The sequence below is a fragment of the Romboutsia faecis genome (assembly GCF_014323405.1).
Classification (GTDB): domain Bacteria; phylum Bacillota; class Clostridia; order Peptostreptococcales; family Peptostreptococcaceae; genus Romboutsia_E; species Romboutsia_E faecis.
The window spans coordinates 366,921-389,671 of the sequence record NZ_JACRWE010000002.1 but is presented as its reverse complement, the minus strand read 5'-3'; the positions used below and the strand labels follow the sequence as shown (position 1 = coordinate 389,671).

24 protein-coding genes are annotated in these 22,751 nt (G+C 27.7%); 2 read left to right on the top strand and 22 right to left on the bottom strand.

Going from position 1 to position 22,751, the window contains the following annotated elements:
- Positions 1-190: 190 nt before the first annotated feature.
- From trhA to H8923_RS05200, 6 genes are all read right to left on the bottom strand, one after another.
- Positions 191-838: a PAQR family membrane homeostasis protein TrhA gene (gene trhA, locus H8923_RS05225; protein ID WP_153924265.1), complete on the bottom strand. Its 648-nt coding sequence runs from the start codon at positions 836-838 to the stop codon at positions 191-193.
- A gap of 258 nt (positions 839-1,096) precedes the next feature.
- A complete protein-coding gene (locus H8923_RS05220; RefSeq protein WP_153924263.1) occupies positions 1,097-1,525 on the bottom strand; it encodes a hypothetical protein in 429 nt (142 codons plus the stop codon).
- Between the two features lie 480 nt (positions 1,526-2,005).
- Positions 2,006-2,995, bottom strand: coding sequence for an anti sigma factor C-terminal domain-containing protein (locus tag H8923_RS05215; protein ID WP_153924261.1), 990 nt, complete (start codon positions 2,993-2,995; stop codon positions 2,006-2,008).
- Positions 2,982-3,494 carry an RNA polymerase sigma factor gene (locus H8923_RS05210; protein WP_153924259.1) on the bottom strand — a complete coding sequence of 171 codons (513 nt, stop codon included), beginning with the start codon at positions 3,492-3,494 and terminating at the stop codon, positions 2,982-2,984. The genes H8923_RS05215 and H8923_RS05210 overlap by 14 nt, the downstream gene beginning before the upstream one ends.
- 152 nt (positions 3,495-3,646) lie before the next feature.
- Positions 3,647-4,930: an FAD-dependent oxidoreductase gene (locus H8923_RS05205; RefSeq protein WP_153924257.1), complete on the bottom strand. Its 1,284-nt coding sequence runs from the start codon at positions 4,928-4,930 to the stop codon at positions 3,647-3,649.
- Positions 4,931-4,955: 25 nt separating this feature from the next.
- The gene (locus tag H8923_RS05200; protein WP_408639058.1) at positions 4,956-5,918 is read right to left on the bottom strand and encodes a 2Fe-2S iron-sulfur cluster-binding protein; all 963 of its coding nucleotides are present in this window, start codon (positions 5,916-5,918) and stop codon (positions 4,956-4,958) included.
- A 194-nt stretch (positions 5,919-6,112) separates the two neighbouring features.
- On the opposite strand from H8923_RS05200, the gene H8923_RS05195 reads away from it, so the two are divergent.
- Complete coding sequence (locus H8923_RS05195; protein ID WP_153924252.1) at positions 6,113-6,763, top strand: TMEM164 family acyltransferase; 651 nt, start codon at positions 6,113-6,115, stop codon at positions 6,761-6,763.
- A 95-nt stretch (positions 6,764-6,858) separates the two neighbouring features.
- Here the strand turns inward: H8923_RS05195 and H8923_RS05190 are convergent, their stop codons facing one another.
- The 4 genes from H8923_RS05190 to H8923_RS05175 form a co-directional block, all read right to left on the bottom strand.
- Positions 6,859-7,899: an aldose epimerase family protein gene (locus tag H8923_RS05190; RefSeq protein WP_153924250.1), complete on the bottom strand. Its 1,041-nt coding sequence runs from the start codon at positions 7,897-7,899 to the stop codon at positions 6,859-6,861.
- A gap of 9 nt (positions 7,900-7,908) precedes the next feature.
- Positions 7,909-9,441 carry a UDP-glucose--hexose-1-phosphate uridylyltransferase gene (gene galT, locus H8923_RS05185; protein ID WP_153924248.1) on the bottom strand — a complete coding sequence of 511 codons (1,533 nt, stop codon included), beginning with the start codon at positions 9,439-9,441 and terminating at the stop codon, positions 7,909-7,911.
- A 61-nt stretch (positions 9,442-9,502) separates the two neighbouring features.
- Entirely contained in the window at positions 9,503-10,489 is a 987-nt protein-coding gene (gene galE, locus H8923_RS05180; RefSeq protein ID WP_153924246.1) for a UDP-glucose 4-epimerase GalE, read from the bottom strand.
- Positions 10,490-10,564: 75 nt separating this feature from the next.
- Positions 10,565-11,728: a galactokinase gene (locus tag H8923_RS05175; RefSeq protein WP_153924245.1), complete on the bottom strand. Its 1,164-nt coding sequence runs from the start codon at positions 11,726-11,728 to the stop codon at positions 10,565-10,567.
- A 299-nt stretch (positions 11,729-12,027) separates the two neighbouring features.
- Here H8923_RS05175 and bsh point away from each other — a divergent pair, with 299 nt between their 5' ends.
- A complete protein-coding gene (gene bsh, locus H8923_RS05170) occupies positions 12,028-13,017 on the top strand; it encodes a choloylglycine hydrolase (protein ID WP_153924244.1) in 990 nt (329 codons plus the stop codon).
- Positions 13,018-13,063: 46 nt separating this feature from the next.
- On the opposite strand, the gene H8923_RS05165 is transcribed toward bsh, so the two are convergent.
- The 12 genes from H8923_RS05165 to scpB all read right to left on the bottom strand — a co-directional run bounded on the left by H8923_RS05165 (position 13,064) and on the right by scpB (position 22,749).
- A complete protein-coding gene (locus H8923_RS05165) occupies positions 13,064-13,864 on the bottom strand; it encodes a formate/nitrite transporter family protein (RefSeq protein ID WP_153924243.1) in 801 nt (266 codons plus the stop codon).
- Positions 13,865-13,885: 21 nt separating this feature from the next.
- Positions 13,886-14,854, bottom strand: a complete 969-nt coding sequence (gene asrC / locus H8923_RS05160; RefSeq protein WP_153924242.1) for a sulfite reductase subunit C — start codon at positions 14,852-14,854, stop codon at positions 13,886-13,888.
- Positions 14,855-14,866: 12 nt separating this feature from the next.
- Entirely contained in the window at positions 14,867-15,658 is a 792-nt protein-coding gene (gene asrB / locus H8923_RS05155) for an anaerobic sulfite reductase subunit AsrB (RefSeq protein WP_153924241.1), read from the bottom strand.
- Positions 15,659-16,669: an anaerobic sulfite reductase subunit AsrA gene (gene asrA, locus H8923_RS05150; protein ID WP_153924240.1), complete on the bottom strand. Its 1,011-nt coding sequence runs from the start codon at positions 16,667-16,669 to the stop codon at positions 15,659-15,661.
- A 134-nt stretch (positions 16,670-16,803) separates the two neighbouring features.
- Positions 16,804-17,469: a Crp/Fnr family transcriptional regulator gene (locus H8923_RS05145; protein WP_153924239.1), complete on the bottom strand. Its 666-nt coding sequence runs from the start codon at positions 17,467-17,469 to the stop codon at positions 16,804-16,806.
- Between the two features lie 10 nt (positions 17,470-17,479).
- Complete coding sequence (locus tag H8923_RS05140) at positions 17,480-17,986, bottom strand: nitroreductase family protein (RefSeq protein WP_153924238.1); 507 nt, start codon at positions 17,984-17,986, stop codon at positions 17,480-17,482.
- A gap of 217 nt (positions 17,987-18,203) precedes the next feature.
- Entirely contained in the window at positions 18,204-19,133 is a 930-nt protein-coding gene (locus H8923_RS05135; protein WP_243139870.1) for an alpha/beta fold hydrolase, read from the bottom strand.
- A 26-nt stretch (positions 19,134-19,159) separates the two neighbouring features.
- Positions 19,160-20,194 carry a LacI family DNA-binding transcriptional regulator gene (locus H8923_RS05130; RefSeq protein WP_153924235.1) on the bottom strand — a complete coding sequence of 345 codons (1,035 nt, stop codon included), beginning with the start codon at positions 20,192-20,194 and terminating at the stop codon, positions 19,160-19,162.
- Positions 20,195-20,429: 235 nt separating this feature from the next.
- Entirely contained in the window at positions 20,430-20,882 is a 453-nt protein-coding gene (locus H8923_RS05125) for a MarR family winged helix-turn-helix transcriptional regulator (RefSeq protein ID WP_153924234.1), read from the bottom strand.
- Between the two features lie 152 nt (positions 20,883-21,034).
- Positions 21,035-21,472 carry a GerW family sporulation protein gene (gene ytfJ / locus H8923_RS05120; protein WP_172976677.1) on the bottom strand — a complete coding sequence of 146 codons (438 nt, stop codon included), beginning with the start codon at positions 21,470-21,472 and terminating at the stop codon, positions 21,035-21,037.
- Positions 21,426-22,112 carry a DUF2953 domain-containing protein gene (locus H8923_RS05115; RefSeq protein WP_153924232.1) on the bottom strand — a complete coding sequence of 229 codons (687 nt, stop codon included), beginning with the start codon at positions 22,110-22,112 and terminating at the stop codon, positions 21,426-21,428. Before H8923_RS05115 ends, ytfJ begins: the two co-directional genes overlap by 47 nt.
- A gap of 88 nt (positions 22,113-22,200) precedes the next feature.
- Positions 22,201-22,749 (bottom strand): SMC-Scp complex subunit ScpB, encoded by a 549-nt coding sequence (gene scpB, locus H8923_RS05110; RefSeq protein WP_153924231.1) that lies wholly within the window; start codon positions 22,747-22,749, stop codon positions 22,201-22,203.
- Between the last annotated feature and the right edge of the window lie 2 nt (positions 22,750-22,751).

Here is a 22,751-nt window from a genome sequence, read left to right as displayed (position 1 = left end):
ATATTGAAATAAGTATATAGTATAAGAGGGAATTGTTTTTGCAACTCCCTCTTACTACTATATACTATTATATTAACCTGTAAACTCATAATTATCATTATTTATTAGCTTGCTCTAAGTTGCCTTTGTAAATTCAATGTATCTTAATTTGTTATGCAACTCAAATAAAAATTAATTAAATTAGAATATTTTATATGACATATTCATATACAGAAAAAAAGTGACAAAGGCTTCCTAATAGTATAAAAATATGAAATATTTCATGAAACCCTAGACTTTTAAACTTAAGTGATTCTGGTTTAATTCCATATATTATAGCTCCTATAGTATAGAATATTCCTCCTAATACCAATAGTAATACTCCTTCAAATGGTATAGAATATAAAAGTGGTTTTATTAAAAATATAGATATCCATCCCATTCCTATGTAGATAGATGTAGATATCCACCTAGGACATTTGAACCAAACCATCTTAAATAATACACCACATACAGCTATTGTAGCTACTATGCTAAAAGCTACCCCTCCATAAACTCCCTTTAATCCTATCAAACAAAAAGGAGTATAAGAACCTGCTATAAGAATAAAAATCATGGAATGATCTATTTTTCTTAAAAATGCGATTATTTTTTCAGATGCAATTACTAAATGATACGTAGCGGATGCACTATAAAGTAACATTAAGCTAATTCCAAATATAATTACTGCAGCTATGTCTACAACAAAAGGGCTTGTTAATGTAGTTTTAATAACTAATGCTAGCAAACCAACAAAGGAAAGAATCGCACCTCCTAAATGTGTAAATCCATTTATCGGTTCTCTAATATATTCTTTCATAAAGTACCTCCTATTTATCCAAGTAATCAGTCGGCCGGTTGACCGATTATTTTTTAATTTTATACCTCTTCAATATGAAAGTCAATATAATAATAAATCTATAAAAACTATAACTTACAACTTTTCCATATTTAAACTTTATAATTTTGCTCCCACAACAGCATCTACTTTACTTATAATAAAAAAAGCCTTAGCCAATATATAAATAGGCTAACGCTTTTCTCTAATCTACTTAAACTTTATCTATAGAAGTATAAATTACATTTCTTCCTTTGTATCTTCATTAGAATTTTCTATTATAACTTCTTCGTACCCTTGTATATCATCAGCATCTGTTATTATTGATTCTTCTCTTATATCTTCACTAGGGTCTGCTATTATAACATTATCTTTTTTATCTTCACTATTATACTTTTTTACCTCACTTGATATATAGTTTATTTTATTTATAAAATATCCTATTGACCAGAATGATACTGCATAGAATAGATATGGCACAGATGCCCCTACACAGTAACTTATTACACTTTGTAATTCATCACTTATTACAAGACCTTGTGCAACAAGACTTGATATGTATGTATATGAATTATACATTGTAAAGATTGTGTATACACCTAAAAGAATAGATAATACATACATTATTATAGCTACTGGGTTTTTACTTTTTTTATTACTGTTTTTCATTGTTGTTTTCTCCTTTTATATTTTTCTTATTTTTATTTAAGATATTTGAGTATATGTCTTATTTCTCAATATTTTATATTATAATAAATTATCCTTAACTTAACCTTAAAAAATATACATAAAATATATAAAAAATCATCTTCTATTGAAATATAAGTATAATCTAATACATAACAATTTTTTATATAAAAAATATTTTTTATTATAGACATAATTAGTCATATTATTGTATTATTTATTTATAATCATCAAGAAACGACATATTATTTCAAAACACTAGGAATTGACATAAATGGAGGAACTTTATAATTTGTTCCTCCAACTTTTATAAATTCACAATACTACACCTTACTTAATCGTTATTTATAAGCCCAATATAGAAACATCTAAAAAAGACTGTAATGAAAACAGTCTTTTTTGTTTTATATTAACTAAAAAATTAGATAGTATAATCGATTAATTTATGGTGTAAATATCTTATTAATATAGGGGGTCAACGGCAATCCCAAATGTAGCGCCTTTTATATAAGATTTATCAAGCAATAACTCTAACTCTTCTTTACTTCCTTCTACTATAAATCCTAGTATTTCTATATTCTTAGAGCTTTTCTTCCCCTCACTAATCAAATAATCATACAACTTATTACTGTCTTTATTTCTGCTTTCTTTTAAACTATCCATCCAATTATTATAAATTCCATTAAAATAATTAATTCCTTGATATATATTTCCATTGTTATAACTATATCCGTAATTTAAACCTTTTACCTCAGATTCATTTATTCCACATGACTTTGGGTCATATTCATTTACTTCTTGCTTATACTCATTCATTTCTTGTTTATTAAAAGTATCTAACCATATCCATTTAGTACTAAGATTTCTTAAATCAAAAGCTATATCTACGATTTCATCAATCTTATATGCCTTATCTAAAGATATAGCCATCTCTATGATTTTTTCATCATCCATATCTTCCATATTGGCTAAATCATTTTTATATTTCTTATACTTTATTTTTGGATGGAAAAATAACATCTTTCTATATCCATTATCCCACAAATTAACTCCCCACGAATCATCATTTACAAAATCTTGATATGCTTTAGTTAAACCTACCATTGGAGGGTTTATTCCGAATGTTTTAGTTTTATTTTCTAAAGTAACAACTCTACCTCCTATATTTTTAGATATATTGTACTCCACTTTTCCTCCTAAAATTCCAGCTGTATAATTCGCTTTGCTAATATATCCTGTTGGTACACTAGACTCAACTTCTTCATCTAAACTTTCATCAAGCTTATTTATAGAGGTTATATTATAAATTGAATTAATAAAAATACATACAACTAAAGTTATAATCACTATAAAAGTATTTCTTATAAAACTTTTTCTCTTAGCTTTTTTTACTGTCTTTTCTAAACTATCATTATTAAAACTATTTTCAAAATCATCATCAAATTTGCTCATTAATTTTCCTCCATTCTTCCTTGAACTTGTTTCTAGCTCTGTACATATAAGTCTTTACAACATTTTCATTTAATCCTAAAAGTAACCCAATCTCTCTGTAACTTAACTCCATATCATATTTAAATATTAAAATTGACCGATACTCATCTTTCATTCCATTTAGAACCCTCAGAACGTCTTTAGATTTTTCATTTTTCAAATATTCCTCTAAGAGATTATAATTATCTACCAATTCACTATAAAAATAGGCATTATCTATAAAAATATAATTTTTTTTCTTTGATTTTTTAATATAATCTTTATATGTATTCATAGATACAGTAAATAACCAAGATGAAATTTTATTATTATCTACACCATCAATATATTTAATAGCCTTTATAAAACTATCGTGCATTATATCTTGAGCATCTTCTAGATTGCATCCATTTTTCATGAGATAATATACTATTATCTTCGATTGATTTCTATACAAATCAATAATCTTGTCATTCTTCATAGCATCTCCTTCCCCCAGATTTCATAAGGCCTTATATTTATAAGACTATTAAATCTATAAATTGTAAACAGTCTTTATCATATTTTTTATAATTTATTTAATAAAGATAAAACCACCTTAAATACAATACATTTTAAGGTGGTTTATGTTATTTATTTAATTATTTTCTTATTATATACACCTTCTAGACCTACATCTTTTACTCTCTTTCTAATGACATCAACATCAGTAGTATAAAAATCTTTTTCCTTCATTCTATTAAAATAAATGCTACCCGCAAAAGTAAATCTCTTCATATCTCCATCTTCCTTATGCATTTCAATATTAGAATAGGCAATAAAGTCACCAATCAATAAATTAGTAGGAAGTTGAAGTAAATACATGCCATCACAGTATCTTGCAGCATTATGACCAGCTAATGAACCTGTGCATATAGCTTCTGTATGACCAACATAAAATCCACTTTTTTCTCCAGCCACAAATAAATTACTCATACCTTTAGCTCTCATATAATTATCTCTAGGAGCTACAGATAAATATCTTATAGAGTTACCCTTACCTCCAGAATATGGGTCAACAATAACTGCACTTTCAAAGCCTGGAACCATTCTTAATTTTTCTAAATTAAAAAATGGAGACATTAATTTTGCATGACCAGTATCTATAAGAACTATATTTTCTGCAAAAGCTGGAAGTGCATATTGTTGACATACCTTTATGTCTAATTTTTCTTCATTTCTTAATTCTTCTGGTAAAGGCACAACTGCACATCCTTTTTCATTTAATTCTTTTTGTATTTCTTCGCTTAATGATTCTTTTAATAATTTCATTGAACCACTAAATGCACCATAGTCACCATTACTCCTTCTTCCTATCATATCTTCAATACCACATCTAGAAGTAACACTTACTCTGCCACCAAAAGATGGACATCTTAGTATACACATAGCGCAACCATTTCCATACTTAGTACAATTTCCCATAGGACCAGATGAACCTGTAGTTTCTACAAATGCATCTCCATATATTTTCTCTCCATCTTCTAATTCTACTGCTCTTATTTTATTACCATCTAATTCAACATCAATAACCCTACTAAAGAACCTCACATCAATACCCATACCTCTAACTAAATCTCTGATTGGTTTTTCAATTTTAGTTACATTATATATACTTGCATGTTCATGTCCTGGGAAATCTATTCCTTTATGCTTAGTGTACTTATCTGTAACTTCAAATAATTCCTTTCCTCCTAGAGCTATGCATTCTTCTGTTGCAGTGTATCTTCCATTATTTCTCATTATTCCACCAACATTACCTAACCCCAATAGTAAATCTGTTTTTTCTAATAAAATAACTTCGCAACCAGCTTTCCTTGCACCTATAGCAGCAGCACAACCAGACCAGCCGCCACCTATAACAACAACTGTAGCCATTAGTATCTCCCCCTAAAATATAGAATCATAGAATGTCTAGTAAATTTCTACTGTTAATTTGAGCTTTACAAGACTTGACTCTTTCTCCATTTAAATTCACAGTACATGCTCCACAAATACCTTCTCCACAGCAAATTAAATTATTATTTGCTATAGCTAATTCAATCTCCTTATTTACGCTATCTACTAATTCTTTCATATATTTATTAAAATTATTATATCCACCGCTATAAACAAGGCTTACATTATTTCGCTTTATATAGTCTAAGATGAAGTTTTTATCTTCTTCTATATCTATAATATGAATATTAACGCCTAGATTATTTAACTTTTCAGTAACTTCTTCTAATATTATTGAGTTTTTATTAATAAATACTTCTACTGTATTTTTATTCTCTAATAGTTTTCTTACTACATTGATAGAATTCACTTGAGATAATCCGCTTAATCCAACTAAACAATTTGAGTTTTTAATTTTACATATTTTATCCACCCCAAAAATCCCATTAAAATAAGGACCCTTAACTATAGCATCTTCAAAGTTTAATAAAGTTTTAGTTTTTATTCCTACTTGCTTTATAACAACTTCAAGTATGCTATTTTCTGCGTCCACATTCATCACTGATATAGGTGTGTTAAAAATTGCACTTTCTCTATTTTTGCTTTTTAATAAAACGTAAGCACCAGGACTACATAAGTGTTTTGCTAAATTCTTAGGTATCTTTATTTTAACTAAAAATAAATCTTCTGCTATTTCACTTTTCTCAAGTATATCGCAAGAATATTCTTTTCTCTCATTCACTAATTTTTCGTTACTATGTTGTACCTCATTATAAACACATATCCCTTGCCATGCACAGTCACATGTTTTTTCTCCTCTTATCAAGCTACATTTTATACAATCTCCTGTATATGCTAGATGACATGGACAATATTGGCTGCCACAATCAACACAGATTTTATTATTTCCCCTATACAAATTATCCACTTCCTTAAAATGATTTTTTCTATATACTATTAATTTATTAGGTTAGCTTTTTTTTGTTACTTACCATGACTTTATATTCTATTATTTCTAAAAAAAAATATAATGTATATATAGGATTTTCATATATCAATTTAGAATACTATGAATATACATATATAAATACATATAATTTTATAATAGGAGATAATGATAATATGGTTAATACTTTTCTTTTTTCTAGGGACCACTTAACTGTACTTTTTTTCTTTGCTTTGTTCTTATACTTTTCTCCAAAATTGACTAAAAATTTACTACCTTATAGCTATATTGTAGAAAAAGTTATCTGTATACTTATGATTTTAGAAATTGTATTTGAACAAGCATTTATTTTATCTGTTAATAATTATTCTACTCTAAGTTCATTACCTATTGATATTTGCAGATTTGCTGAATATATTTGCATTGCCATCCTATTTTTTAAACAGTATCAATTATTTAATGTGTATTTTTCTTGGAGTTTAGTTTGCTCAATAGGAGATTTAATTTTCTTCAAATATGTACCTTACGATTTTCCTAACTTTCTTCATCTAGTCTATATCTTTTCTAATGTACTTTTACTTTATGCTAATGTTTACATGGTACAAGTGAGAAAATTTAAACTTAATAAACATGCAATACTAGATAACTTGTTGGCTTGTGGAATTTATTTTTCATTTATATTCCTTTTAAATAAACTTATTGGTGCAAATTATGTTTACACTTTTTCTAGCTATAATCTTTTGAGTATATTAGTTTTTCTTGGATTAACAACTTTAATTTATATTCCTTATTATATTTTTAATAGAGATGAGTCTAGTTTTAATTGACTACTAAAATAAAACTATTTTTTACCTAAATATAAAACAAGCTATGATTTAAGAATTTTAAATTCTTAAATCATAGCTTGTACGTATATTATACTTTAATTTTTAACTGAAAACTGATAAATAGTTTTTTGTGTATATATCTCACCTTTATTTAATATAGAATCATCTATAAAACACATGTTTCTTCCTATCGGCGGTGCTTGTGTTTCAAAGCATATTCCAAATCTATTCTTTGGCCTTTCTCCTGTGTAAGCTTCAAGTTCATCATCAGAGTTCATACTATATATCACAACAGCTTTTTGATCTGTAGTTATGGACATAGTTCTCTTTGATTCTCTATCTTCTATATATATGTTATTACCATCATCTAATAAAAATACATGGTCATAACCGTTTCCTATTTTTATTTGTTCATGTTCATCATCTATATCTTTCCCTACACATTTTATAGCTCTAAAATCAAATGGAGTATTTTCAACGTTTACAATTTTTCCTGTAGGAACACAGGTATTATCTAGCTCTAATATACTATTACTATCCACTTTTAAATACTGCTCAGTTATAGGTCTTTTTATATTGCCACTTAAGTTAAAATAACTGTGGTTAGTCATATTTACTAAGGTAGTTTTATCACTTACAGCTTCGTAAATTTCTTCTATTCTATAATCTTCATAAATTTTAAAGTATACTACCACATCTACATTTCCGGGATAATTTTCTTCATTATCGTAAGATTTAGATGATAACTTCAAAGTTATATTATCATTTTCTTCTAATACATCTACATCCCATATTTTATGACTAAAACCTATATACCCTCCATGTCCTTGATGCGGATTATAATTTTTATTTAAATCATATTCCTTACCTTCAATAACAACCTTACCTTCATAGATTCTTCCAGCCGTCCTACCTATAAGGCCTCCATAGTAAAATGGATTTTTTATATAATTCTCAACATCTTTATATCCTAAAACTATATTCTCTAAGTTACCATCTTTGTCTGGCGTCATTATCTTTGTTATAACTCCACCAAGGTTAAGTATCTCAAATTCAAATCCATTTTTTCCAGATACATTGTAAGATATTATCTCTTTATCATCTATAACTTTTAGGACATTCTTAGTGTACTTCATAAGCTTCACCTATATACCTTCTATGTATGATTTTACATCATCCATATATTTTTTCATTGCTTTCTTTCCAACTTCATCCCATTTGAAAACACCGCAGTGCTCAAGTACTTTTGCAAATACTGCACCTACTTCATCTTCTATTATAGTATCTATATTATCTACATTTAAGTTATTGTACTTAGACTTTATACTATTGAACCAATCTAAATGTATCTTTAAACTTTCATCTTCTTCAACTTTACTAGATTTATTTTCATCTAATAAACATTCTTTTATTTTAGCTAACTCATCCTTTAGCCTAGCTGGCAATACTGCAAGTCCTAAAACCTCTATAAGTCCTATATTTTCTTTCTTTATATGATGAAGCTCTTTATGTGGATGGAATATTCCATCTGGATGATCATCATCACATCTATTATTTCTTAAAACTAAATCTAACTCATATTTATCATTTCTTTTTCTAGCAATCGGAGTTATTGTATTATGAGGTGTGCCATCAGTATAGGCATAAACACCTACCTCTTCATTAGAATAATCTCTCCAGTGATTTAATATCTTTTCAGCTAACTCACTAAGTTTATTTCTATCTTTTCCACTTATTCTAACTACTGACAAAGGCCATTTCACAATGGATATTTTTATATCTTCATATCCCTTTATTTCAAACTTGTATACATCTTCAGCTTTTGCCATAGCAAATTCATATCTGCCTCCTTGATAGTGATCATGAGTAAGTATCGATCCACCAACTATAGGTAAATCTGCATTTGAACCTATAAAGTAATGTGGTAATTTTTCAACAAACTCTAAATTTCTATCAAAAGTATTCTTGTTAATAACCATAGGCTCATGTTTACTAGATAATACTATGCAATGCTCATTATAATAAGAATATGGCGAATACTGAAGATTCCACTCTTCTCCTTGTAACGTAAAAGGTATTATTCTTAAATTCTGTCTAGCAGGATGGTTGACTCTACCGGCATATCCTACATTCTCCTTACACAATAAGCACTTTGGATAAGAAGCACTCTTCATATTCTTAGCTGCTGCGATAGCCTTAGGATCCTTCTCTGGCTTAGATAAATTTATAGTTATATCTATATAACCATACTCAGTAGCAGTCTTCCAAGTAATATTTTGAGCAATTCTATCAGTACGAACATAATCACATGCCTTGCTTAAATTATAAAAATAGTCAGTAGCACTTTCCTTACTATCTTTATATCTAAGATTAAACTCCCTTATAACCTCAGAAGGTCTTGGCATAAGTAAGCTCATTATCTTAGTATCCAATAAATCCCTATAAACAGGAGAATTCGATTCTAATACACCATTTTCATAAGCGTAATCCAATATGTTATCCAATATAGGTGTAACATTTTCTAAGTTTTCATCTTCTACTTCTTCAAATATATATTCATCTAATTTAAAAAGGTCTATAAGAGAGTTTCTTATATAAGTCTTATCTTCTTTTTCAAATAGATTATGCTTCAATCCATAATTAACAAGTCTTTCAAATTCTCTATGTATATTAATCATTTTATTCTCCCCCTATAAAATCCACTCCGATAAGTTTTCTGAAATACCTACCCGAAACGGCCTATTTCAAAAAACCCTCAGGATGACTTTGATGCCACTTCCAAGCAGAAGATATCATAGCTTCAACATTTTCAAATTTAGGTTCCCAACCTAATTCTTCTCTTGCCTTTTGAGATGCTGCAACAAGTTTAGCAGGATCTCCTGGTCTTCTTTCGCATACCTTAGCTGGTATTAGATGTCCTGTTACGTTTCTGGCAGCTTCTATCATTTCTTTTACAGTAAATCCATTTCCGCTTCCTAAGTTATAAATATTACTATCATAACCTTCTCTTAACTTATGAACTGCTAATATATGAGCGTCAGCTAAGTCAGTTACATGTATATAATCTCTTATACAAGTTCCATCATGAGTATCATAATCATCTCCAAATATTGATATAAACTCTCTCTTTCCTAATGGTACTTGAAGAATTAATGGTATTAAGTGTGTCTCTGGATTGTGGTCTTCTCCTATTTCTCCACTTTCATGAGCTCCTGCTACATTAAAGTATCTTAAAGATATATATTTAACTCCATGTGATATATCTGCCCATTTCATCATTTTTTCCATAGCTAATTTAGTTTCCCCATATGCATTAGTTGGATTAGTTAAATCACTCTCAAGTATTGGTATATTCTTAGGCTCTCCATAAGTTGCTGCAGTTGAAGAAAACACTATTTTCTTGACATTATGCTTTATCATAACCTTTAGAAGTACTTCTGTTCCATGAACATTATTATTATAGTATTTTAAAGGATTTGTCATACTTTCTCCAACTAAAGAATTAGCTGCAAAATGTATTACCTCATTTATTCTGTTTTCTTCAAATACTTTATCTAATTCTTCTTCATTTCTTATATCTACATTATAGAACTTAGCTAGTGGATGTATAGCATCCTCATGACCTGTTTCTAAATTGTCCACAATTATAACTTCTTCATCTCTATCTATAAGCTGTCTTACTGCATGACTACCTATATATCCAGCTCCACCGCATACTAATATCATATTAATTTCCCCCTATCTAATATACATATCTATTTTTCATTAATACTTACTATATACTTACATTGACTATGTTTATTATATTTCTCGTGTTCCATCCCCTATATTTGCAACATAGAAATCTGCATCGTATCCGATTATTTCTTTGTACCCTTTACCTACAGCATTTATGAAATCTTCTGCCATGGCTTTTTTTACTATAGAAACTGTACATCCACCAAATCCTGCACCAGTCATTCTTGCTCCTATTGTAGCTTCATGTTTCCATGCTAAATCTACTAATGTATCTAATTCTTTACCTGTTACTTCATAATCATCTCTTAAAGATATATGAGATTCATTCATAAGTTTTCCGAAAGTTTCTATGTCATTATTTTGTAAAGCTTTAACAGCTTTTAAAGTTCTTTGATTTTCATAAACTGCGTGTCTAGCTCTCTTCAATATTGTTCCATCATTTATAATATGCTTATTATTTTCAAACTCTTCTTCTGTAACCGCTCCTAAAGATTTTATATTTAACTTAGTTTGAAGTTCTGATAATGCAATTTCACATTCACGTCTTCTTTCATTATATTTAGAGTCAGCTAAACCTCTTCTTTTATTTGTATTAGATATTATTATGACTTCATCTTTTAAATCAACTTTACTATATACAAATTCTAAAGTATTGCAATCAAGTAAAATTGCACTATCTTCTTTTCCCATTCCTATAGCAAATTGATCCATTATACCACAGTTAACACCAATAAATTTATTTTCTGCTTCTTGGCAATACTTCACCAGTTCAACTCTGTCTATGTTGAAGTTAAATATCTCATCAATCATAACACCCATTAAAAGTTCTAGTGATGCTGATGATGATAACCCTGCTCCATTTGGAATATTACCAAATACAGCCATATCAAATCCTTGCTTTATATCATATCCATGATTTCTTAATATACTTATAACACCCTTTGGATAATTAGCCCAATCATGTTTCTCTTCATTTTTTAAATCATCTATATTAAAAGTTATAACTCCTATATCTTCAAAATTCTCAGAGTACATTCTAACTGTTTTATCATCTCTTAAAGCTATTGCTCCATATGTACCAAAGCTTAATGCACAAGGAAATACATTTCCTCCATTATAATCAGTATGTTCCCCTATTAAGTTTACTCTCCCTGGAGAGAAGAATACTCTAGTTCCCTCTCTATCACCATAAACTTTAGTAAATATTTCTATTATATTATTTTTCATTTTTACCTCCCCTTTCTTTCTTTTGTCACTCTGATATAATAATAACACAGCAGATTTACTCAAACAATAACGTTTTCATATATTTACTAAATTTTTTTATTTTTTTACTCTTTTTTACTAACTGTAAAATACCTTTTACGTTTCTATATATAATAAAATTTAGTTTTTGTTTAATTATTACATATGTGTATTACTATAAAGTGCAATCCTTTTCATTATTTCCCATAAATATTTTTTTACTTTTTCCATAAGATAATTTATAATATGTATTTTATTTTACAACAAAGGATGTGTTAAGCATGTGTACTGGTTTAACTCTTACTACTAATGATGGATACCATTTATTTGGTAGATCTATGGATATCGAGTATTCTTTTAATCAATCTCCACTTTTTATACCAAGAAACTTTACTTGGAATAATGTCGTTACAAAAGATATAAATAAAATCAAATATGCAATATTAGGAATGGGAACTATGATGGAAGGTCATCCTATGATGGCTGATGCCTTTAATGAAAAAGGATTGGCATGTGCTGGATTAAATTTTCCAGGTTATGCTTCTTATGAAGAAAATATAATAGATGGTAAGATTAATATCGGACCTTATGATTTAATATTATGGGTTTTAAGTAATTTTGAAAAAGTATCAGAAGTAAAAGAAGCTCTAGGAAATCTTAACATAGTAAGTGTACCTTTTTCTCAATCCACTCCACTTCCAACACTACATTGGATTGTGTACGATAAGAACGATGATTGTATAGTAATAGAAAAAGTAAAAGGAAAATTAAATGTTTATGATAATAAAATTGGAATTCTAACAAACTCTCCAACTTTTGATTGGCATATTACTAATCTAAGACAATATATGGGATTAACTTCTACTCAACCTCCAGAAGCTATATGGCATAAGCAAGAACTTATACCATTAGGCCAAGGTCTTGGATTATGCGGATTACCAGGAGACTTTTCTCCAGCTTCAAGATTCGTAAGAACTTCATACTTTAAAAGTCATATAGCACTTAATAAAGATGAATTATCTGGAGTCACTGCATTTTTCCATATTTTAGCCAATGTTTCTATGGTTGGAGGTTCTGTTGTAACACCTGCAAACCTTAATGATATAACACTATACAAGTCATCTATGTGTCTTGAAAAAGGAACTTATTATTATAATACGTACTATAATAATCAAATAACCATTATCAATATGCATAATGAAGACTTAGATGCTTCAGAAGTTAAAGTTTTCCCATATAGAGATGTCCAGTCTATATATTACGAAAATTAATTATTTAATAAAACACAACTGACGCCATATGGCGTCAGTCTTTATATTATATAGCTTTTGATTTCATATTAGCTTTAGCTTTTTCACTTCCAAGTATATAAACTCCAGTTCCCATAAATAATACTCCACCAATCATATTACCAATCGTTACTGCCACTAGGTTATACATTGCACCAGCTAATGTAGCCCCTTGTACTGATGATGATATTAAAGATACTGCATAAATAGTCATATTTGCTACGCTATGTTCAAATCCACTAGTTATAAATGTAAACAAACATAAAAAAATTATTATTAATTTAGCACTATCATCACTAGTTCTGAAAGAACATAATACAGCTACACAAACTAATATATTACAAAGTATCCCTCTAAATACAAGTTGTATAAATGGAGTAGATGCCTTTGCTATAGATATTGTTGCAAAAAATTCCATTACTGGACCTTTACTTACTAACCCACTTCCTACAAATAAAACTGAAACTAATATTGATCCTAATAAATTACCGATATAGCTATAAATCCATACCTTGCACATATCTTTTGAACTTATTCTTTTATTTAAAGTTCCTACAGTCATTATCATATTATTCCCTGTGAATAATTCTGTTCCAGTCATAATAACTAAACTTAATGCTACTGCAAATGAAACTCCCATCATTATTTTAGTTATAGGGGAGCCTGAATTAGTTAAGATACCTCCTATTGTAAATATTAAAATAATTCCTAATCCTACATATAATCCTGCAAAAGCTGCTGATATTAGATATTTTGCTTTACTATTATTAAGCATATTAATTTTATTTTTTGATGCGTTCGTTAATTTATCTAAAGTTTCCTTATGCATAATATATCCCCCTGATTTCAATTAATATCTTATACCACTCCAGTATATATTTTCACTAACCTTCACTATGTCATCTAATTTTATTCCATCTAAAGCCCACTGCTTAAATTCCATAAATCCTGTTCTATCTACTATATAACCTATATGCTCTTTTCCTCCTGTAGCATTTAAATCTATATACTCAGTTACATATTTATAAGTATTAAGTATTATTTTTATAATAGATTCCTCCTCTGCCCAAAGCAAAAAATCCTCTGCTAGCCTTGGATTTTTCTTTCCTGTTCTCCCCATAATAGCTAGTCTATAGTACTTTTTAGAATCTCTAGTCCAAGCACTAGTTGGACAGTTTAATGTACATTCTCCGCATCCTATACATTTATCATGATTTCTTATTATTTTATAGTTTTCCATTTTTAAAGCACCTGTAGATAGTTTTTCACATTTTTTTACACAAGCACCACAAGAAACACATCTATTCTTATCGTACAGAGGAAGAGTCATACCTATTATTCCAAAGTCATGTGTTCTTGCTTTTATACAATCATTTGGACACCCTGTTAATGCTATTTTAAAATGTAAATTATTAGGAAATATTGCTTTTTCTATTTTCTTTGCAAATTCAGTAGTATTATACTGAGCCTTTGGACAGACTTTATTTCCTATGCAAGCGCATATATTTCTAGTTCCTGACGCTGGATATCCTTTATACTTTTTATCTTGATTTATATCCATTTTTTCTATAACAGGCTGTATCATTTTATTTACTACTTCCATATCGTCCATACTTATACCCAGTATCTCAAAACCTTGTCTAGTAGTTATATGAATATCACCATTTCCATACTCACTGGCAATTTTTGATACTATCACTAAACTGTCAGGGTCTACACATCCACCAGGTATTCTAACTCTAAGAGAAGTTTCATATTTATTCTTTGTTATTCTGTAAGCATTTTTCATAACCTTTTTAGTATTTATATCTCTTATCATAACTTATTCCTCCTAATCTATAAGATTTTTAGCATAAGAATAATTAAATACTGGACCATCTATACAAATATAAGTATTATCCATCTTACAATGTCCACATTTCCCTACTCCACAACACATCTTTCTTTCATATGAAACCCATACATTATTTTCAGCTAAATCTTTTTTTAAGAATTCATCTACAGTAAACTTCATCATAATTGGAGGTCCTACAACTATAACTGAAGTATTCTTCTTATCTTCTATTTGAAGCTCTGGTATATATTTAGTAACTAATCCTACATTACCAGAATAATTCTCATCTGCATTGTCTACTGTGACTAATACATCTAATTTTTCACTCCATTTTTTCATATCATCTTTAAATAAAATATCACTATAAGATTTAAAGCCAGCTATTAATTTAAACTTTTTACATTTATCTATATTATTGTAAAAATATTCAACTATGCCTCTTACTGGTGCTAGTCCACTACCACCTGCAACTACGATAACTTCTCTTCCTTTATATGAACTTATATCAAATCCATTTCCATAAGGCCCTCTAATAAAAAGGTCATCTCCTACGTTGTAGTTAAATAATTCTGAAGTAACCTTTCCTACATTTCTTATTGTAAAATCTATATAATCTTCTCCATATCCGGAAACTGAAATTGGACTTTCTCCATACTTAGGTATAGATATCTCATAAAATTTCCCTGGAAGAACATTTTCTGTACTGCAACTTACCCTGAATGTCCACTCTATATTCGTATGTTTAGTTATATCTACTATCTTCGAAGAAATTGGTATATATGGGTTCATTTATTTTACCTCCTCTTTAACTGCAACTATGTTATTTATTTTATCTATGCATTCTGAGAATGATATATATTGCGGACAAGCATCATCGCATCTTCCACATCCTACACACATGTGATACCCAAATCTCTTATTAAAATCGTGTATCTTATGCATAACTTTAAATCTCATTCTTTCCCCTTTATTATTTCTAAAAGAATGTCCGCCAGCCATATCTGTATATCCATCAACTTGACAAGATGCCCAAACTCTTCTTCTTTCTCCTACATTTTCATTTTCCTTATAATATATATCTTGCATAGTAAAGCACGAGCAAGTTGGACAGACAAAGTTACATCTTCCACAAGCAATACATCTTTGATCATAATCCTCCCATATAGAATTTTTTGATAGTTCTACTAGATTTGAAATTTCTGGAACCTCTACAGATATTGTATTTTTTTTAACAAAATCAACTTCAAAATTACAATCTTTCCCATTGAATACATTAAGTTCTTCATCTTTTATATCAAGGTATATTTCATCTTGTCTTATATTTAATGCCATGGAGTAGTCATCGCTTTTGCTAGTTCCCATGCTTACACAAAAGCAGTTTCTAAAGCTTTCTTTACATCCTATAAGTACAAACTTTACCTTTTCTCTTAATCTTTCATAGTAATAATCTTTTTCTACCCCATTTCTTAAATATATTTCATCTAATCTCTTTATTCCATTCAAATCACAGGCCCTTAAAAAAACTAGTAATTTCTTATTATCTACATCACTTTCTTTATATTCTTTTTCTGTAAAATAAAATAATACTTGGTTAATAGGAAGTATAACTTCCTTAGCTGAAAAGTTTGATTTTTTATTGAGTTCGACTTCTTCTATCGTAGTTATTTCTTCATATTTAGTTATATCTGTATCTGAATATGTTCCTTTAAAAGGTATAGTAACAGGTGCAAGTATTTTATACTCTGACTTTAATGTTTTTAGACCTTCATTGAAACTTAATTTATCTAATCTTATCTTCATAAAATCTCCTCCTATACTTTGTTAAATAAATATTAACATTCCTTTATTGTATAAGTCTGTGATATTTATCACAATTTTTAAAAATAAAAATAGTAGGTATAAGTTTACCCACTATTTTATCTTAAAGTTATATTTTAAGTTATTTTAAAGTAATCAGAAAGCTTTTCTTTTTTTACATATACTTTCTTGCCCTCTATTTTTACTAGTTTTTCATCTTGAAGTACCTTCATTGCTCTAGATAAGCTTTCTCTTTTACAGCCTAACATATCAGCTATATATGTTATAGTTAGATTTATATTTATTAAAGTCCATTCTCCCTTTTCTAAGCCAAACTCTCTACTAATACGATAAAGTTTGGCTGCCAGTTTTTTATCTATTCTTATAGATACAGAATTCTTAATTTGTCTATACAGTCTTTTATTTCTATGCTGTATACAACTAATAATATTCTTAGTTAATATAAAATCTTTCTCCATAATATTTATAAAATCATTAATACTACATTCTAAAATTATTGATGGTTCAAATGCCTCGCACCCAATTGTTGAACTATTCATATTATCCAATAAAATCTCATTTATCATTTCTCCTTTTTTTAAAATGAATATTATCTTTCTCTCCCCATTTTCATTCATTTTAAAAATAGATATTTTACCTTCTTTTAAGAAATATACCTTTTCTACAATATCCCTTTCATTAAATAGTATTTCTTTCTTCTTTAAAGTTCTAAAAGATAATTTCTTACTCAATTCAATTTTACTATGATCTTTTATATTTTCAAATACTTGTATGTCATTCATATATCTACCATTATTTTTCATATAAATTTATATGTATTTTATATTTATTAAACCTATTTACAAGCTCAAATTCTTCATCACTATATCCTAATGGTATTAATGCATACGGGACTAGATTTTCAAGTATATTTAATACTTCTCTAACATAATCTACTCTTTTTGTTTTAGGAAATACTCCTCCCAAACAAGATGCTAAACCTTGATTAGTAGCTTCAAGTAATATATTTTGAGTACATGAGCCTAAACCCTGTACCCATTTGCCTACTTTTATAAATCTATCCCTATTACCTAAAACTGCTATACATATGTTACTACAACTTATATGACTTGACCTATAGTGAAGTTTTGAAAGTTTATGTAATAAATCTTTGTCTTCTACTGTAAACTCCCAATAATTTGAATTTTTATAAGAAGATACTTGCATACATTCTCCTAACATTACTTTAATTTTTTTCCATTCAATCTTTTCATCCGTATATGTTCTTAAAGAATGTCTATTTGCTATTACATCTAACATATTCCTCTCCCAAACTATAATCTCTATAAATTTTACATTTATATACAATATGATTATACCCTTTTTAGTATATAAAAATATAAAAAATAAAAGCCTCTTAAAATGTATATATAATACTAAATTTTAAGATAACTTTTATCTTTATTAAAAATATATTATTAACAACTAGAGAATCATATAGTTTTAAACTTATACTTCCTAAAATTTACAATTACTATCATAATTCATTACAATTAGTATTGTAAAACTCAATTATTTGATATATATAATTATCCAATATTTCATCCCGCTCATTATATATCTCATGTTTCGCATTTTCAATACGCACTAACCTACAATCTTTAGCGTATCTTGAAAATTTATTTTGTCCACCTGATCTTACAAAAGTATCTTTGCCTGCTTGAAACAATAGGATTGGTATATTAACACACTGTGCATTTTTCTTTTTCACTATTTTTCTTGTAGCTTTAAAGGATTCGTTTAACCAGTTAAAAGATCCACCAGATGTTTGAAGGTACTCACATTCTTGTTGTCTATTACGGTATTTATAATGCCTACTACTAGAATCAAATTTAGAATCATGGTCATTAAAATTTTTATTGAAAGGTCCGTGTCCTAAGATATATTTATCCCCTATACCTGCTATGCAAAATACCTTAGTTATTATCTTACTTATGAATGATGGATATTTGCCAGTATCTATTTCCATCATTGGACAGCTTAGTACTGCTGCATTAAAATAATTATTATATTGTTCTAAAAATAGAGCACCTATACCCCCACCCATAGAATGTGCAAATAAAAACAATTTATTATTATTTAATTTAGACTCTACAATAACATCTAAAAATGATCTCAAGTCTTCAACATAATAATTAAATTTTTCTACATTAATTTGATTATTATCAATCCCAAGTCTGCCTGATTTACCATGTCCTCTATGATCTAATGCAAACACAGAAAAATCATTCTTATTAAATATATTAATAATCTCATAATACTTTTCTACAGATTCACAAAATCCATGAGATATTACTATAGTAGCAATGATATTTTTAACCTCATAACTTTTGTAGTATATATTTAAATCATTCTTTCCTTTAAAAAAACCGTCTTTATATATTACATCATTTACTATATTCTTCATTTTGTACCTCATCTTATAAAAAGACTTTATTTAGTCAACTTTACTTCTTTTGCACTATCTCTTATTACAAGTTCACTTGGTATTATAACTTTTTTACTATATTTCCTGTTCCTATTTATTCTTTCCATAATTAAATCGACAGAAGCACTAGCTAAATGCTCAATATGTACCCTTACAGTAGTAAGAGGTGGTATAGTATGTTGAGATGCAATTAAATCATTAAAACCTACTATACTGACATCTTCGGGAACATTTATGTTATTTTCATATAAAGCTTTAAGTACTCCAGTTGCAATAGTGTCTGTACCTACAAAAAATGCAGTTGGCATATTTTTATTATCTTTTATAAATTTTTTCGTGATTTCATAACCATTTATAGCGGTCATTTCTTTAGTATCTAAAATATATTCTTTCTTATATAACGATTTTGATCTCATATACTCTGTGAAAAATTTCAATCTATTGTCTTGTGTTTTTTCTCTATAATCATCTGGAGTTTTTGTACTCCCAATATACCCAATTTCCATATGACCAAGCTTAATTAAATGGTCTAAAGCTTTATATGTACCTAATTTAAAATTTACTTTAACAGAATCATATTTTTGTTCATTTGGAGATGAATCTAAAAATACTATATCATCACAAACTTCATTTAACATAGATACTTCATTTTGAGTAAATTTTCCTATTGCAATTATTCCACTTAAGATTTCATTTCCTATATATTTATATTCATCTTCAGTTTTATATAAGTTTACTACCTCAATTTCATTATCAAAGCATTCTCTTTCTACCGCACTTCTAAGTAATAAGTAATAAGGATCTTGTAATTGTTCACTATAATTATACATTTCAACTATTCCAACCCTTAGTTTATTTGTTTTAGTTTTGCTATTAGTTTTCCTTTGTTTTAATGTTTTATATTGCATTTCTTCTGCAACTTCAAATATTTTTATCTTAGTATCATCTCCAACACTTATAGTGCTATCATTATTTAAAACTCTAGACACAGTACCTACTGATACACCTACAGCATTAGCAATTTCCTTTAGAGTAGCCACTAGATTCCCTCCTTTTCAAATAAATTAGATCATATTAATAACTTAATCATCTTTAGTAAAAATTAGAATTTTATAGTTAATTTCATAGTAACATATAGAATTTTCCTTTACAATAACGATTACCTGTTTTACCTTTTTTACTAGTTATTTTACTAAATTTATAAATAATCCTTAAAATAAAAAAGATTATGCTAATAATGTTTAATTACATTAGCATAATCCTTTATATTTTTATTTACTTATCTATAGTTACAAACTTCTTTGCTATTCTTTTAATGTTTTGTAAAGATTCAATCATAATTTTTCTTTCATCTGTACTTAGCATCATAAATTTAGATTCTAAAATAGAAGATATCTGCTTCATTTCATTATTAATTATTTCTTCGCCAATTTCTGTTATCCCATAGAAAGTATTTCTTCTATCTCTGCTATCTTCTTCTCTATAAACATAGTTTTGGTCAACTAATTTATTAAGTAATATACATAAACTAGATGTAGATACATTAAGCTCTTTACTTAAATTCTTAAGCTCCATCTTCTTGCAATTATATATTTTTAGCAAAACAAAAAATTGCCTCTCTGTAAGAATCTTATTTATAATAGCTCTTTCTCTATTAATATTCTTTATAAGATTATTAAATAATTCAATATCATACATAAGTAGTTGCGCTAAGTTTTTTTCATGCATATCCTCACCCCAAAGTCAAATTCTATATATTCAGCTTATATTACTATCATTTTTCTAATACCTTTTTATTATACTCCATAAAAAGTAATTTTCATATTAAAAATATTTCATTCTTAAATATTTAATAATTCAAATAACTAAATATAGTCATATTATTTCTTTTTATCTTTATGATTATTATTTTTATTACATTTTTCTTTATTCATTTTTTGTATTTTCTCTATAACCCTTGGAGTAATTGCAAGTATATTATCTACTAAATTAAGATTATCATCTAAACTCATAAGTCTAGTTTCTCCATCTTCAACTACTACAAATGCCACTGGTTGTACAGATATAGCTCCCGCACTACCTCCTGCAAAATTTGTATCATTTTTTTCATTATCTATTTCAATACCATTTCTATTATCATAGCCCTTTGAGTATTCTCCACCACCTATTCCAAATCCAATAGTTACTTTTGATATAGGTACTACTACTGTCGTTTCTGTTTTTATTGGATCTCCAATTATAGTATTTGCATCTATAGAACCTTTAATAGTTTCAAGCGTTGTCTCCATAAGGCTTTGTATTGACCCTGTTGCTCTCATTACGATCACCATCCTTGTTTTTTCTATAATTTTGTATAAAAGCTATAGCTAATTTCCATAAATCCTCTATCTTGGGACTTATATGTATTTTTACTTTTCCATTAATATAATTTTCTAAAAAGTTAGGTTCAACATTTAAGTAAATTTTTTCTGCATTTATTAAATTACTTAAATTACCATAAATAGTATTAATAAATACATATATAAAACATGTAAAATAAATATTTTTATTACCAAAACTTATATTAGAGTATAATTCTTTTACTTGTACATTGCTTGCAACTGCGTATATTCTTAATATCTCATATGAAAATAATTTTATCTTCCTTGTTTCTGATTTCTCCTTTTCCTTTTTATTTTTTATTTCTTCTTTCTTTACTATACTTTTCTTTGGTGGATAAAGTTGAATTTTTATATTCAGCAAATTAAATAAATATTTTATATTTAACTTTATTAACTTGGTATTATTATCTATGTCTATTGAAATTATAATATTAAGTCTTGATTTATAAATAATAAATAATACTAAAATAGTAATTGCTATAAAAAAATATAAATTAAACATCTCAATATGTTTCATGTTAGTATTATTTTCTAAATAATAATTATCTATACTTTTTATTGAAATTTTATTAAACATAAAATCCTTGCAATAAAAAAGGCCTATCTTAAAATAAAGATACAAAATATAATTATATTTTGTATCTTTATTTTAAGATGGCTTTATTTTATTCACTATCTTGTTGTATTTCTATAGTTTCATAATTCTCGATAGGTGGTAAATCTTCTAATCTCTCTATATTTAATAATTTTAAAAACTCATCTGTAGTTCTGTATATTATAGGTTTCCCTATTTTATTTAATCTTCCAGCTTCTCTTATAAGATCATTTTCTAAAAGAGTTTGAAGTACTTTATCACACTTAACGCCTCTTATATCTTCTATCTCAACCTTTGTTATAGGTTGCTTATATGCTATAATAGTTAATGTTTCTAATGTTGCCTGGCTTAAAGTTTTCTTTCTCTTTGGCTCAAGGACTTTCTTAATGTAATCTGCATATTGTTTATTTGTACACATCTGATATTTACTTTCTAGTTTTATTATTTGAATACCTCTGTTACTTTCTTTATATTCTTCCTTTAAAGAATGTAACATATATTCAATTTCTTTTGGTGAAAGTTCATCATTTATTATAGAGTTTAACTCTTTTATGCTTATAGGCTCTCCATATGCAAACATTACTGCCTCTATAATATGCTTTATCTCCTCACGTTTCATCT